Consider the following 14,413-nt stretch of genomic DNA (forward strand, 5'->3'; position numbering starts at 1 on the left):
GGCTTCTTCTTCCCCATGCTCTCCATGATGGACATCATCCTTCCGGGGCCGAAGCCCCTGATCTCAGGTGTCCGTCAAAGCGGATCAAGCCCACTTCCCCTACAGCGAGGAGACATGGTGGATCCCGTCACCGGTTCGGTGGTGGTTGCGATACTGGGCCTGGGCGGGGGTGTGGTCTCCCTGCTTGGGCAGTCGTTACAGCTGCGCTGGCGTGCACGCCAGGCCGAGGCCGAGCGCCAACTGGCGCTGGCCCTCACGGCTCGGTGCTGCGGTCTATCCACGCCCGGCGCGAGCCAGCCGCAGGCACAGTCACAGGGGAGCTCGGACGAGCATGAGTGAGAGCGGACCAGTGGAGGGGGATCCGGGGTTCTCCGCCTCCCTAGGGCAGTACGCGCCGCTACCGGCGCCAGACATTGGGGCGGCCTCGCGCGACGGCGATTTCTCCTTGTTCTACCGGGCGTTCGCTTTGCGGCTGACACGCTTTCTTATGTGGCAGGGCGCATCCGCTGCGCTGGCCGCCGACCTTACCCAGGACACCATGATCAAGGCGTATCAGGGCTGGAGCAGGATCGAGGCGCCGGAGGCGTGGAGCCGCCGGGTTTCCTCCCGCGCCCTGGTCCGCCACCTGAGCCGGGTGGAGGAGGATCCGGTAGATCTTGTTCCGGAGCCAACTTCACTGCTCCCCCGGCCGGGGGAGGCAGCCGAGTGGGAGCAGCAGCAGGAAATCCTCCACGTGCTGCGCGGCCTGCCGCCACGCCAGCGGCAGGTACTTGCCTGGACCCTGGACGGATTCACCCCTGCGGAGATCGCCGACGAGCTGGGCCTGGAACCGGGATCGGTTCGGGCCAACCTGCTGAAGGCCCGTCGCGCTGTCGCAGGCAGGATGACGACCCGCGAGGAGGAGTGATGGCCGAGCGCCTGGTATCGACATCCCCGTCCGACGGCCTGCCCGCAAGACTGGGGGTCCTAGGGCAGGGATTCCTGGACGGCCTCGCGAACCGCTTGAACGTCGAGGCGGGACTGTGCGAGGTTCTGCTGTACTCCCGCCACCGGGTGATGGCCGACGAGCTAGCCACTGTGATGGATGTTGAAGCGGGTCTGGCGTTGATCGTCCCGACCACATCTGAGAGGGCGATAAGAGCCAACTCGCCCTGGTTTATGTGATCACCCCGGAGGGTCATAGGGGACTTACCGGACAGAGCTCCCTCCAGTGAGGCGGGAGTCACCGTTCGAAGCCTGCCGATGAGGCCGTCCACGCGAATTCCGCAGGAGATGGTCCGTCACCACGAGGAGCAGATCAGGACCAAGTTTGAGGAAACGGCTCTTATCGCCCTCTGAACCGGTACAGGACCACCCGCCGGTGTTGGACGGCTTCAAGTTGCTCCGCTTCCGGGTCGAGCTGATCGAACCGCAGCAGAGGCTTGCGTTGCGAGAACACCCGTTGATCACGGCGGGTGTCTTGGCCGACCTACTCGGTCGAACCCTCGCCCTCAACTACGACCTGCACTATGGCCTGGGCTTCGACCGATACCACGGCATGGCACGACCGCGGGCCGTGGCTCTGGCCCGTGACACCGCACAGGAGCTCGCACGGGAGCTCGACCGACGGGCGGCACTGGGCCGACAGTCCCGGGACCTCGCCCACGAGATCGTTGCGTTGCTGGAGCCGACCTACGCCGCCGTGGACCGGGCGGTCTCGGTGGGCCGAATGCTCGCTGGAACGCTCGCCGAAACCATCGCAAACTGCCTTCAGCAAAGGCGCCGCATACCGACGGTGGCGGTCGGCGCACTGACCAGGGCAGTCGCTCGCGGGGACTCCGTCCGCGCTCTGGTGGGGGCTGGACAACTGGTCGAGGCCCTGTCTACGCAGATCGCCGAGTTGGTCGGCCTCGGTGAGGCCGACCAACTGGATCTCGTACTGCTCTCCGACCTATTGGACGACTTCACTCGGGCTGACCTCAGCACCGCCGACCTGACAGGGGTCGACCTCGCCGGCGTCCGTTGGTCGGAGCTGCATACCTGCTGGCCAGAGGATCTTGACATCGAACGACTCAAGGAGGACTCACGGGAAATCCCCCCGGGCTCTGGTATCTACATCGTCGAGCCAGGAGCCGAGACGGCTTACGTGATTCGGGTATGAGCTGGAGTACTGGTTCACTCACACTTGCGCGAAGTGATAGCTGAAGTGCGGCCTCCGTCGCTGAGACGCGCCAACCTTCTGGGCGTGCGCTGGGGCCCGTCAACGACCGGCATCCCAGTGGCTACGCATCTGGGTGTATTCCGGCAGAGAGACCTGGCGGGCGCCCAAGGGGGAGGAGCCGGCTAGCGGGGGGAGCCTGTACTGACAGGGTGCCATCCCACTGTCTCCACACTGTGCTGGTGCCCCCGAGTGGCTCTGGGGTGAACTACTGCCCGAGCTGACGACACCGCAGCGAGCTCGGGCGCAGCAGGACCCTGGGCGTCTCAAGGCGCGCGACCAGGGTATGGCCTGGTGACAGCGGAAGGGGCTAGTGGGTCTGGGAGAGGGCCTTCGGTCGCTTGCCTCCGGGCTCGTCAGCGGGCAGTGACTGAAGGGTGTGTGCGCTAGTGGTTGAGTCGCTGCCCTTGAGTCGCTGGGTAAAACTGCAGGTCAGAGGGCTAGGTAGGCCCCAGTCAGCGACTGAAGCGACTCAAGTTTGGGTATATGAGGACATTCGCGTGTGCGCGTGTGCGTGATAGATGTGGGCTTCAGTCGCTTCAGTCGCTGGTTTGTCGGTTGAAAGGCTCCTGACCTGCGGTTTTCTGTGAGCTATTCAGTCAGCGACTGAAGTCTCTCGGTCGCTTGGTGTCTCTTCGGTAGCTGGTTGGTATCCCGGGCGTGGCGTTTGCGTGCCGGGCAGTGGGCACTCGGCTAGTCTTTCCCGGGTCATGTTGGAACTTGGGTCGCTTCAGTCGCTGACTGGGGCCTAGCTAGGCCGATGACCTGCAGTTTTATCGGCAAGCGACTGAGGCGTCCCGCGCGGGTGCGGCTCGGGTCGCCTCAGAAAGGTGCGGGGGAGGGTTTCGATGGAGGTGGAGCAGGTCGCCGGTGAGGCCCCGGTCCGCCCGGCTCCCGGGCCTTCTCCTGCGGCGGTGGCCCGGTGGTGTGCCGCACAGGGCTGGCCGGTGCACCCGCTCGCTCCCGGGGCGAAGGTCCCGCCTGCGAACTGCTCCGCCTGTCAGCAGGCCGGGCACGATGCCCGGCAGTGCCGGTGCCGGGCAGAGGGCCGTTGGTGTCACGGCTTCCATGCCGCGACCACCGAGCCGGAGCTCATCGACCGCTGGTGGTCCCCCCGAGGCCCCGGTTTCGGGGTAGGGGTGTCGTGCGGCCCGGCCGGCTTGGTCGTCGTCGACGTTGATGCTCATGACGTACCGGTTCCGCCCCGCGACAGGGTCCTGCCCGGTGTCGCGATACACGACGCCGTCGATCTCACCGGCCTGGCCAACGGCTACCACAGCCTGGCCCTGCTGGCAGCCCTCAACGGCAGTCCCAACCCGGCCGAGGACGCGGCGACGCTGCGGGTGCGGACCCCGTCCGGGGGCCTGCACATCTGGTACCGGTCCCCTCAGGGGCTGCGGCTGCTGTCCTCCGGCGGATCCAGCTCCGGGCGGGCCCTGGCCTGGCAGGTCGACATCCGCGCGCACGGCGGATACATCATCGCCCCCGGTACCACGACCCCCGCAGGCACCTACCAGCCCCTCGGGCCGGTACGGACCCCCGCACCGCTCCCCTCCTGGCTCGCTCGCGAACTCGTCCGCACCGGACACACCGCCGCCGTGACGCCCCCGGCTCGCCCCCTCGCGGCGGTTCCGCCCCGGGCCCGCCAGGCCGTCACAGCAGCAGGCGGCGGCACCCCCGCCGAGCGCCTGCTCGCCTCCGCTATCACAGCCGTCACCGACTGCGCGGTCGTCCCCTCCGGAGCGGCGTTCTCCGACAAGCTCAACCGCGCGGCCTTCACCGCCGGAGGCCTCGTAGCGGCTGGCCGCCTCGACCACACCGACGCCTTCCGCCTGCTGATGGACGCAGCCCGGACCGCCCGCCCCGGGCAGGACCGCCGCGCCCGCCAGATCATCGTCAGCGGCATGGCCGCCGGTGAGCGACGCCCTCTTCACTGCGAAGGACGACCGTCATGAACGCCACCGAAGGAGGCTTCGACCCGGTGGCCGTCGCCCAGCAGATCCTCACTCCGCCCTTGGCCACGACCCTGCCCGTCCCGGGACAGGCCTCCCCCTCTCAGGGGGCCCTGTTCGACCATGTCCCGGCTACGGTCGCTTCAGTCGCTCCGGTCGCTGCGACCCAGCACGGGCACGTCTTCCCCGGCCACGTTCAATGGGCTGGCCAAGTTCCGGCCATGGTCGCTTCAGTCGCTGTCCAGCCCCCGGCGGCGACCCCGCAGGGCCTCCTCCCCGACAGCCTCTCCGACCGCGGCAACGCCAAGCTGTTCGTCAGCATCTACGGCCGCGACTACCGGCACGTCCCCGGGCTCGGCTGGTACCGCTGGGCCGGCCACCGCTGGCAGGCCGACGAAGATGACACCGTCCTGTGGGCCGCCGGCGAGATGGCCGAACAGATCGCCACCGACGACCCCCGCGGCCACCACTCAAGCTCCGAACTGCGCCGCCACCGCCGCCGCGCCCTCTCCACCTCCGGCATGAACGCCATGCTCATGCAGGCCAAAGCCGCCCCCGGCATGGTCCTCAACGCCGCCCTGCTCGACGCCGACCCCTACGCCCTGTGCACCCCCGCAGGCGTCGTCGACCTGCGCACCGGCGCCCTGCTCCCGCCCGACCCCGCCACCCAGCACCACTCCCGCTCCACCACCCTCGGCCCCCAGACCATGCCCACCCCCCGGTGGCAGCGCTTCCTCGACGACACCTTCGGAACCGACGCCGACGGCCGCCAGACCGCCGACTTTCTCCATTTGCTCCTCGGCTACTCCATCTCCGGCGACGTCGGCGCCCAGGTCATGCCCTTCCTCTACGGGCAGGGCAAGAACGGCAAGTCCGTCCTCCTGGACGTCATGCTGCAACTGCTCGGCGACTACGCAGACGCCGCCCCGCCCGGCTTCCTGATGGCCAAGGCCTTCGACGGACACCCCACCGACCTCGCCGAACTCCACGGCCGCCGCATCATCGTCTGCTCCGAACTCAAGCCCGGCGACAAGTTCGACGAGGCCCGCGTCAAACTCCTCACCGGCGGTGACAAGATCAAAGCCCGCCGGATGCGCCAGGACTTCTTCTCCTTCGACCCCACCCACAAACTCTGGCTGCTCGGCAACCACCGGCCCGAGGTCGGCACCGGCGGCTTCGCCTTCTGGCGCCGGATGCGCCTCATCCCCTTCGAGAAAGTCGTCCCCGAAGCCCGGAAGATCGACAACCTCGCCAGCGTCCTCGTCGCAGAAGAAGGCCCGGGCATCCTCGCCTGGCTCATCGACGGCGCCCGCCGCTACTTCGCCGGCGACAAGGACCTCACCGGCCCCCAGCAGGTCCAGACCGCCACCAACGCCTACGCAGAGACCGAGGACCACGTCGGCCGCTTCCTCACCGAAGCCTGCAAACTCGACGAGACGATGCGCGCCGAACAGACCCAGCTCTACGCCGCCTACACCCGCTGGTGCGCCGACGAAGGAGCCAACGCCGTCTCCGCCCGCGCCTTCGCCGCCCGCGTCCGCGACACCCTCGGCATGCCGTCCCCCAAGGGCATGATCCTTTCCAACTCCCGCAAGTACTACCCCGGAATCGGCCTCATCGCCGACCTCCACGAGGAGCAGCAGCCGTGAGCGCCCTGATCGACCCGGCGGAGCTCGCCCACGAGACCGAGCTCGTATGGCTGGAGGACACCGACGCCCTGGACTACGTCCGCCAGTCCATGGAACGCCTGCCCTCGCGCCGCGGCAGGCCGGCCTACCACCGGGACGGTCGGATGGTCGGCTACGCGGCGCTCGGGCCCGACGCGAAGGCCTCCCGGGCCTCGGGCACTTTTCGGCGCAGGGTGTTCTGGCTGCTGCCGCACGACCGTGACCTGCAGCCCGACGGGCTGTACGCCACGGGAGCCCCCTCCGAAGCGGTGGACCCCCGTACCGTTGCGCCTACGGTCAAGGGCTACAAGACGGAACGGAGCGAAGGCGGGCCGGCCTCGCCCGCGATGATGGAACTCGGAATAACGCTTCCGAAGGCCTGACCGGCGAGTGACACCTGGTATCTGCCGATGCCGACGGTCGGCTGTCTCGTGACGGCGTCGACCGGGTTCAGCTGCCCGGCTCTGACCCGGCCAACGCGGCGTCGCCCCGTTCGTCGTGCCCGCGCCTGGGCCGACGGGGCCCCGGAAGGCAGGCAAGGCCTGGCCCAGCTCCGCACGCCGGGCAGCCAACGGAGGTGGCGTCGTTCTCGAGGCGCCACAGGTCGCGCCGCATCCTCAGTGCCTTTTTCTTAGCTGCCAGGCGTTGCTTTTTGGCCGGCTCGGCGCTGGCCTGGGCGGTCCAGTCGTCCAGCGGGTCCGCCGGCAGGTGGCGCAGGTCCGTATCGAGCGGCGGCGGCGGGGGGACCGCGGGGCGGACCAGCCCGTTGAGCCCGTCGAAGTAGAACCCCCTCTCGTAGAGGACGAACTCCTTCGGCTCCAGCACACCGGCCAGTCTGCGGCGTGCGGCGTGGATCGCGCGCTGGCCCAAGCCAAGGGGCGAACGGGAGACCTGCGCGGCACGCACCGAGCAGTGCGGACAGGTAACCGAGAACACCAGGACCAGGTGCCGGTGAGCATTGGTCGGTGCGGGCGGGTGGCGTGATCACCAGCAGGTGGTCGACGGGATTCTGCACAGGGTGAGGACCAGGGTGCGCTGGCGCGGTCCATCCCGGAGAAGACCGACAGCCAGGCCGCCCGCCTGCGCAGAAGATCATGAGGCGGATGGCCGCCGGGATTCGACGAGGAGCGGTAGCAAGAAGCGCAATGCCGTCGAGAGAGCCATCCTGAGCACGTCACCAGGCCAGGGGGCGGGACTGGTCACCGCCCTCGATCTCCTCCGGCCAATCAACGGGCCCGCAGTCCGTCCGGCTCAGGATGCCAGGGTCCGGCGCGTATCTTTCCTCCGGAGGTCCGGACCACCAAGCCCGTCGGGTGCGTGGAAGAGGTACTTCCACCAGCCTGCCGTCGTGGATCATCCAGAGGCCGAAGCAGTCGTCCTCCTCGTCGTGGATCAACACCTGCACCGTCTCCGGACGAGGCCATGGCAAGGACTCCAGATGCTTCAACAGCCCGGATCGCCAGCTCATGTGCTCGAACTCCGCGCCCCAGCCGAAACCCCAGTCACCGCCCGGGCGCATCTCGGCGAAGCAGCCCACCCAGGTACGAGTAGGGTCCGGCCTCGTCAACGGCTCCATCACGTCGCCTGCATTCTGGGCCAGCACGATGACCTCAGCGATTCTGCTCATGCCATGGAGTATCGCCGTCGATCACCGGCCTGACGCAACTGGATAAGCTGCTGGTCAGCGCGATGGTTCGGTCAGCATCCCCACCTGACCCATGATGTACACGGTGGCCGGCTGCTGGTGGGCGGTGATCTCCCCGAGGTCGGCGAGGATCAGGTTCTCCCACGTCCAGCGGCGCTCTTCGGCAGACAGCCGGTGGTAGTCGACGCCGGGCGGCTCGCGGCGGGGCTGTGCGATCCGGCGGACCGGTTCGGAGAGGGCGAAGGCCCGCTCGGCGTCAGCCAGCGGACCGTGCAGCGCTGGCTCAAGGGCCAGGGCACCCCCAAGCCCGACGCCGCGAAGAAGGTCGAGCAGCGGGTCCGGGCGAAGTGGCAGCCGCGGGTGAAGGACCGCACCCGCAAGGCCGCCGAGAAGAACGGCTTCACCCTCCACCTGTCCGGCACCTTCGGCTTCAGCGCCGTCGGCGGCTCCACCGACGACCCCCGCGACCGGGTCCTGGAGAACCTCAAGATGCCCGGCAGCGTCGCCCAAGCCCTCTACGCCGCCCGCGACGCCGACGCCACCGACGCCGAGCAGGAGAAGCTGCTCGCCGACGCGCTGCGCGAGCACTACTTCCAGGACCGGGGCAGCCGCGCCCGGGGCGTCTCGCAGGTCGCGCTGAACAGCATCAACTGGATGGAGGCTGCCTGCAGCAAAGCCATCACGGTCGGCGACCCGTCCCACCGCACCATCAAGGGCATCCTGGTGGCCGGCGCTGAGACCGACCCGGAGCCGGAGACCGGCGATGCCGGGGCCGCGGCCTTCCTCCACGGGCCCCAGCAGCTGTTCGCCACCGTGGACTGCTGCACTGGCGGTGGCGACGTGGGGACCCGCGGTACCGACAGGGTCTACACAGGCCCGCAGCTGCGCGAGTGCCTGGTTGCGGGGGATGGTGGGCAGGATTCGCTGACGGTGAGGGGGCATCACGGAATCCCTGCCCTGGACGGCGCGTCAGTGGGTCCGGCTAGGATCTGCCCGCTCGGCCTGCTCCGTTCGGGGGCGGACGTCATCAGGCCGGCTGAGCGTCAACCGGCCGTCCTTGAAGGGCAGAACAAAACGGAATGACCACTCCCATACGCAGACCGGGTGGAGCGCGCCTGCTGCTCGTACTGCTGTCGGCGCTTCTCGGACTCGGCGGTACGGTCGCGGCCGGAAGGCCGGCGCAGGCCGCCGGTGCGCCTGCCTTCGTGGTGGTGAGCACCAGCGTCTACTGGTCGAACAACAACGTCTACGTCCAGCCCAGCGGCGGCTACCTGCAGTTCTCGGTGGGCATCAACGGGACGGGGCTGACCGGTACGGAAACCGTCACGATGACGTCCGATGCCGACAGTTCCCGGACCATCACCACGCCGTTCGGCACCGCCGACCCGTTGAACCACTGTTCCAGCTCCAAAGGCTCCAACGGCACCGGGTGCATGGTGAACATCGCGTTCCCCGCCGACAGCACGCCGGGCACGTGGACCATGACGTCCGTGGACCTGCAGGAACCCGACGGCTCGACCTACCACCAGCCGGTCACCCCCGATCTCGGCTACCGGAACACGATCCCGACGGCGCAGGTCCAGGCGGGGGCCAACCCGATCCAGGTCTCCGACTTCGCCCTGAGCGCCACCTCGGTCGACAACCGGGGACAGAACCGGACCGTCACGCTGTCGATGACCGCGAGCGACTCCGCAGGAACGATCACGCAGGCGATGCCCGAGTTCACCGGCGACTGCTGGAGCGAAGGCCCGATCACCTGGTCCGGCACCCGGCTGAGCGTGCCGGTCACCGTGCCCGCGTACGCGACCAGCACCTGCACCATCAACTCCTTCCGCGTGTCGGACAACGGCGAGCGCGTCGCCTTCTACCCGGGCTCCACCAAGCTGTCGATCACGGTCACCGAACCGGCGACCAGCACCATCACCATCGGCCCGGTCTCCTTCCCGCACGCGCTCCCCGCCACCGGCACGAACGCCCCGGTGTCGTTCACCGTGACCGACACCGCCCCGCTGGCCAGGATCACCGTCACCGCCCACGGACCCGTGTCCGGCCACGACTGCGCACCGTCGGCCGTCGTCCAGTACCCGCTCGGCACGTTCACCGCCTCGGTGAGCGTGAGCCTGCCGTTCGCCGCAGCGGGCAGCACCGACACCCCGGGCGGACCGCAGCCGACCGGCTGCGCGCCGGGCCTCTACGCGCTGCAGATCGACGTGAACGACTACCACGGCACGCACAGCTACGGCGCGACGGGCACGTCGCTCGGCGCACCGCTGGACATCTCCGTCGGCAGCGCCGGCACCTACGTGCCGCTGCCCCCGCAGCGCGCGCTGGACACCCGCCAAGGCTCGGCGGTGGCCGCCAGTGGCGCGCTGCGGCTCCGGGTCGCAGGGGCCGGCCAGGTCCCGGCGAACGCCGTGGCCGTCGTCATGAACGTCACGGTGACCGACGCCACCGCAGGGGGCTACGTCACCGTCTACCCGTCCGGCGAGGCCGCGCCCGTCACGTCCAACCTCAACCACACCGCCGGGCGGACGATCGCCAACCTGGTGACCGTCCAGGTCGGCGCGGGCGGCAGCGTCACCTTCCTCAACGGGTCCGGCGGGTCGGTCGACCTGGTCGCCGACGTCACCGGCTACTACGTCCCGGACACCACCGGCGCCGTCTACACCGGCATCGACCCCCTCCGGGCGCTGGACACCCGCACCGGCACTCCCGGCACCCTCGCGGCGCGCGGCACCACCACCCTGAACCTCTGTGCCCGCGGCGGGCTGCCCGCCAAGGCCACCGCAGCGGCCCTCAACGTCACGGTCACCGGGCCCGGCACCTCCGGCTTCGTCTCCGTCTACCCGCACGGCCAGGCCTGGCCCGGAACATCGAACCTCAACTTCACGGCCAGCGAGACGATCCCCAACATGGTCGACGCCAGCCTCGGCAACGGCTGCTCGGTGGACATCTTCAACGGCTCGAACGCACCCGTCGCACTCATCGTCGACACGATGGGCTACTTCACCCCCGACACCACCGGCCAGACCACCGACGGCGTCCTGGTCACAGGCCGGCCGGAACGCCTCATCGACACCCGCACCGACCGCACCCCGCCAAAGCCGGTCTCCGGATACACCTCGATATCGGGCTGGGGCCTGCGGCCCGGCGACTGGGGAATCGGCTCACTACTGCTCAACGTGACAGCGACCGGCGCCACAGCGGACAGCTACGTCACCGTCTTCCCCGACGCCGCGCCCGCCAACTCCCCGCCGGACGGGACCGGTCTGCCGATGTCCTCCAACCTCAACTTCACCCGTGGCGAGACGATCCCCAACATGGTCAACGCGACGGTCGGGGCCGACGGCTACGTCGACTTCTACAACCACGCGGGCGACGTCCACCTGGTGGTGGACCTCTTCGGCTACTACACCCGCAGCAGCACGGGCGTCCCGCCGAACGCCGCACCGGCCCGAGCCGCAAGCACCTCCCCCACGGCCTCCGGGGTTCCGGGCACCGCGCTGGCCGCGCACCGGCTGATGACGACCACCGTCCCGTCCTGACCACCTGTCGGACACCACAAGAGGGCCGGGTGCCACCCCGCAGGAACGGGGCGGCACCCGGCCCCTCCTCCGCACCGGAGGATCAGCCGCCAGCGCGGGGCTCACAGGCGCCGCGTCCGCCGCATCCCCGGACTCGTCAGAAGGACCCCCAGATCCGCCAGCTGCTGCGCCGCAGCACGGAGACCCGTCACGCAGAGGTCGGCGGGCGCGAGCTGCGCCGCTGTGTGGGTGGTGGTGAGTCCGATGACGGCGCTGGCCTCAGCGGCCACGCCTGGGCTGTCCGCTTCATCGAGCACAGCTGAGGAGAGCCGCCGCCCGCACGTGGCCGCAGGACCCAGCCCGGCTACGCCCGATCCGCACGCAACCCGCAGACCGGCGACCCGATCGACATCCCGGCGGGGCACAGCGTCAAGGTCAGTGCCGGTTCCAAGCTGAAGGACGCCGCGAAGGGCAAGTGACACAAGTCCAGGGGCCGGTAGCCGCGGTCACGGGCACCGGCCCTCTGCTCGGGCTTCGATCCCTTCGAGGGACGGTCTGAACAGACGCGGACACCGCGGAGCCGATCACGCGAGCGGCAGCTCGGCGGACACCGGCCGGGCCGCCGCCGGGCCGACCGGATGCCCGGTCGGGGGTTGCGGCCACCGCCGAGACCCAGCCGTCGCGGGCCCCTTCCGGCGCAAGAGCCGGCCCTTCAACGAACCGCACGCGCCATCCGCAACGCGGCCCCCGCAGACGTCACCACAAGGGCGGGGGATCGGCGTCAAGGGCGCGCGTCGCTGACACCCCGGATCCAGGCCAGCGCGTCCCGCACCCCGCAGGCGTAGTCCCGGACCCTGCTGCACAACCCCTCCATCCCGCACTGGAGACGGGCCGCGTGCTCCTCGGAAGCGATCTGAGCGCCGGACGGACACTCGCGCCCCGTCACCGGCGCGCCGCTCACCGGCGGCCGCCCGCGCAGCCCCAGCGCCCAGAGGTAGCCGTCCACGGCACCGCGATCGTAGGACACCTGCCTAACGCCGCCCGCAGGTGCTCCCCGCAGGCGCCGGACAGCGCTCTCCACCTGGCGGCGGGAGCGAGGCGGCACCCGGGCAGGCGCGTTGGGGATCGTCGTCACGCTGCACCATAGGCACCGATGAAAGCTGAAGTCCTGGCAAGGTCGGCCATCAGGACGTGGGACACGCCCCCCGACGGGTGGCGGCAACCGGCCAGTGCGGGCTGCGGCCACTCCCGCCACCGGTCACGCTGCCCACCGCCCCGCCCCGCGATCCGGCAACAGCACTGTGCCTATCAAGGCGTAGACCCGGGAGTATCCGGCTCAGGGCGACACCGCCCCGGCGGCCGACAGCGCCTCCTCCACGGAGCTGGAAGAGGCGCGCTTCCCTCCTCCGGGGTGCCGGAACGAGGCGGCGCCCCGGTCGCGTCATCGACCAGGCCCGGGACAGGAGCCCCAGCCCAGCGCTACCGTGGAGACCGAAGCCACATCAGGGGAGCGCGAGATGACCGAACAGCCGGCTGCCACCGACCGCCAGACGCTGACGCCCGAGTCCGCCGCCGCGCTGCGCAGGTACGCCGCCGACGAGCGGGCCAAGGCCGACCGCCTCACCGAAGCCCTGGAGGACCTCGCGGTCAACGGGCTGCCCCGCGCCGAGGACTGCACCCCGTGGGAGACCATCCGGGATCGTCGCCTCGCCCAGCTCGCCGCTCAGCGCAGCCACGCTGCCTGATGCCCCGCGAGCACCGCCGCGCACAGATCGCCTTCACCCCGCTCGCCGAGACCCAGATCGAGGCGATCACCGACGAAGCCGAGATTCACGCCCTCGACCGTGCCCTCGCAGCCCTCTCCGTGGACCCCACCATGGGCGCGCCGATCCCCGGCACCGTGCCGGAACTACGCGAGTACACCGACGACATCGACGCCGTACGCCTCATCCACTACGTGACCGCGCTCCGTACGGTGGTGATCGTGGCGTACATCGAGGTCGGCTGACTGGGCACCCCCTCCCCGAGTCCAGCGCCTCCCGGTAAGTGGAGCCTTGCCGGCTCCCGGTTCTGGGAGGATCTGTGTCGGCTTGTCACGTGACGGGCCGGCAGTGATTCCGGAGGATTCTGTGGGTTCCGCGGTACGTAGTGTTGTTGTGATCGGTGCCGTTCTCCTTGCCGGGGCGGTGGGCTGCTCGCCGTCGGCGACCCATAAGGCAGGATCGGGGGACCAGGCTGTCACCACGGCGTCTTCCGCCGGTGGCGCGGCGGGTGGTGGTGTGATCCCGGTGGGTGCGGGCCCGCGGGCCTCCTACACGGCGCAGGCGCAGCCGACGCCGGGAAGCTGTCACTACCGGTACACCGCGGCGAAGCAGCCGCTGCCGGATGCGGCGTGTACGCCGGGTGCGACGAGTCCGGCGGTGACGCAGGCGACGATCGGCTCGACGATCTGCAAGCCGGGCGGGTACACCTCCACGATCAGGCCGCCGGTGAACATCACCGGCAAGGAGAAGGCGGCCAACGCCGCGTCCTACGGTTACACCGGGCCGATGGGTGACGCCGAGTACGACCACCTGATCAGTCTCCAGCTCGGCGGCGACCCCAATGACCCCCGCAACTTGTGGGTGGAGCCGCCGTCCCCGGACCACGTCCCCGGCAAGGGCCCGAACAACCCCAAGGACGCGGTGGAGACCCACCTGCACACCGCGATCTGCAAGAACCAGGTGACCCTGGCCGCCGCGCAGCAGGCCATCGCGACGGACTGGACGACCGCGGAAGCCAAGCTGGGCATCAAGGCAGCGGCCTCCGACGGTCCCGTCGAGTCCGACTGACCGCCAGCCGCCGCACGCGCCGGCCTGGTGCGGGCGGCGACCGGCCGTGTGACGGGCCTTCGGATACCCGGAGGCACCGATGCCGCTCCTCGCCCCGATCTTTGACCCCGGCGTCCTGGCATGAGGCCCGCGCCGGTATCCGGACCTCATGCTTGGAAGCACATGGGGGTTCCGCGGCCGATGTGACGGTCGCATGCCCGGTCCCCGGTTCACCGACAGTGTCGGGGGTTCACGGGGCCGTCCGTCAGCTGTCGTCGGCGGGCGCCCAAGGCGTGGACGGTGAACTCGGGGCCGCTCTCCACGCGGGGCCCCGCATGCCGACGTTCGGCTCCCGGCCCACGACGCGCTGCAGTTCCTCGCGGATCTCGCGCAGGCCCGCGGCGAAGGCCGTGGACAGTTCGCTGCGCAGCGTCGGGCGGGGCCGACGGAACCGGGTGACGTCTTTGTCATGTTCTTCTGGGCGCCGATTTACGGGTGAGAGCGTGATGGGCCCCTGCTGGCATACTTTGACGTCACCGCCCGTCCCCACCGATGAATCCGCAGATCACTTCACATCATTACCGGGAGAACCCATAACCGTGAGCAAGAACATCAACA

The 14,413-nt window shown here is 69.7% G+C and carries 15 protein-coding genes and 1 pseudogene; 13 read left to right on the top strand and 3 right to left on the bottom strand.

Annotated elements, in window-relative coordinates; translation table 11 throughout:
• The 7 genes from ABD330_RS31240 to ABD330_RS31270 form a co-directional block, all read left to right on the top strand.
• The coding region (locus tag ABD330_RS31240; RefSeq protein WP_344469681.1) for a hypothetical protein at positions 1-339 on the top strand (339 nt) is incomplete at its 5' end.
• The gene (locus ABD330_RS31245; RefSeq protein ID WP_344469682.1) at positions 332-907 is read left to right on the top strand and encodes an RNA polymerase sigma factor; all 576 of its coding nucleotides are present in this window, start codon (positions 332-334) and stop codon (positions 905-907) included. The genes ABD330_RS31240 and ABD330_RS31245, both read left to right, overlap by 8 nt.
• Positions 907-1,164, top strand: a complete 258-nt coding sequence (locus tag ABD330_RS31250) for a hypothetical protein (RefSeq protein ID WP_344469683.1) — start codon at positions 907-909, stop codon at positions 1,162-1,164. Before ABD330_RS31245 ends, ABD330_RS31250 begins: the two co-directional genes overlap by 1 nt.
• 199 nt (positions 1,165-1,363) lie before the next feature.
• Complete coding sequence (locus tag ABD330_RS31255; protein WP_344469684.1) at positions 1,364-2,140, top strand: hypothetical protein; 777 nt, start codon at positions 1,364-1,366, stop codon at positions 2,138-2,140.
• A 905-nt stretch (positions 2,141-3,045) separates the two neighbouring features.
• Positions 3,046-4,152 carry a bifunctional DNA primase/polymerase gene (locus ABD330_RS31260; RefSeq protein ID WP_344469685.1) on the top strand — a complete coding sequence of 369 codons (1,107 nt, stop codon included), beginning with the start codon at positions 3,046-3,048 and terminating at the stop codon, positions 4,150-4,152.
• Between the two features lie 218 nt (positions 4,153-4,370).
• Entirely contained in the window at positions 4,371-5,798 is a 1,428-nt protein-coding gene (locus ABD330_RS31265) for a DNA primase family protein (protein WP_344469686.1), read from the top strand.
• On the top strand, positions 5,795-6,199 hold the full coding sequence (locus tag ABD330_RS31270; protein ID WP_344469687.1) for a DUF6009 family protein: 405 nt from the start codon (positions 5,795-5,797) through the stop codon (positions 6,197-6,199). Before ABD330_RS31265 ends, ABD330_RS31270 begins: the two co-directional genes overlap by 4 nt.
• 67 nt (positions 6,200-6,266) lie before the next feature.
• Here ABD330_RS31270 and ABD330_RS31275 read toward each other — a convergent pair whose 3' ends face one another.
• Entirely contained in the window at positions 6,267-6,641 is a 375-nt protein-coding gene (locus ABD330_RS31275) for a hypothetical protein (protein WP_344469688.1), read from the bottom strand.
• 349 nt (positions 6,642-6,990) lie between these two features.
• A complete protein-coding gene (locus ABD330_RS31280; protein ID WP_344469689.1) occupies positions 6,991-7,443 on the bottom strand; it encodes a hypothetical protein in 453 nt (150 codons plus the stop codon).
• A gap of 192 nt (positions 7,444-7,635) precedes the next feature.
• Here ABD330_RS31280 and tpg point away from each other — a divergent pair, with 192 nt between their 5' ends.
• The 3 genes and pseudogenes from tpg to ABD330_RS31295 all read left to right on the top strand — a co-directional run.
• A complete protein-coding gene (gene tpg, locus ABD330_RS31285; RefSeq protein WP_344469690.1) occupies positions 7,636-8,544 on the top strand; it encodes a telomere-protecting terminal protein Tpg in 909 nt (302 codons plus the stop codon).
• Positions 8,541-11,006, top strand: coding sequence for a hypothetical protein (locus ABD330_RS31290; RefSeq protein ID WP_344469691.1), 2,466 nt, complete (start codon positions 8,541-8,543; stop codon positions 11,004-11,006). The genes tpg and ABD330_RS31290 overlap by 4 nt, the downstream gene beginning before the upstream one ends.
• A gap of 347 nt (positions 11,007-11,353) precedes the next feature.
• Positions 11,354-11,464 (top strand): annotated as a pseudogene (locus tag ABD330_RS31295) (HU family DNA-binding protein); the annotation flags it as partial.
• A gap of 302 nt (positions 11,465-11,766) precedes the next feature.
• On the opposite strand, the gene ABD330_RS31300 reads toward ABD330_RS31295, so the two are convergent.
• A complete protein-coding gene (locus tag ABD330_RS31300; protein WP_344469692.1) occupies positions 11,767-12,012 on the bottom strand; it encodes a hypothetical protein in 246 nt (81 codons plus the stop codon).
• Positions 12,013-12,502: 490 nt separating this feature from the next.
• Between ABD330_RS31300 and ABD330_RS31305 the strand changes: the two genes are divergently transcribed.
• From ABD330_RS31305 to ABD330_RS31315, 3 genes are all read left to right on the top strand, one after another.
• Positions 12,503-12,730 carry a hypothetical protein gene (locus ABD330_RS31305; protein WP_344469693.1) on the top strand — a complete coding sequence of 76 codons (228 nt, stop codon included), beginning with the start codon at positions 12,503-12,505 and terminating at the stop codon, positions 12,728-12,730.
• Positions 12,730-12,993: a hypothetical protein gene (locus ABD330_RS31310; RefSeq protein ID WP_344469694.1), complete on the top strand. Its 264-nt coding sequence runs from the start codon at positions 12,730-12,732 to the stop codon at positions 12,991-12,993. The genes ABD330_RS31305 and ABD330_RS31310 overlap by 1 nt, the downstream gene beginning before the upstream one ends.
• Positions 12,994-13,114: 121 nt before the next feature.
• Positions 13,115-13,816 carry a hypothetical protein gene (locus tag ABD330_RS31315; RefSeq protein ID WP_344469695.1) on the top strand — a complete coding sequence of 234 codons (702 nt, stop codon included), beginning with the start codon at positions 13,115-13,117 and terminating at the stop codon, positions 13,814-13,816.
• The last annotated feature ends 597 nt before the right edge of the window (positions 13,817-14,413 follow it).

It is taken from the genome of Kitasatospora kazusensis, assembly GCF_039529945.1.
Lineage (GTDB): Bacteria > Actinomycetota > Actinomycetes > Streptomycetales > Streptomycetaceae > Kitasatospora > Kitasatospora kazusensis.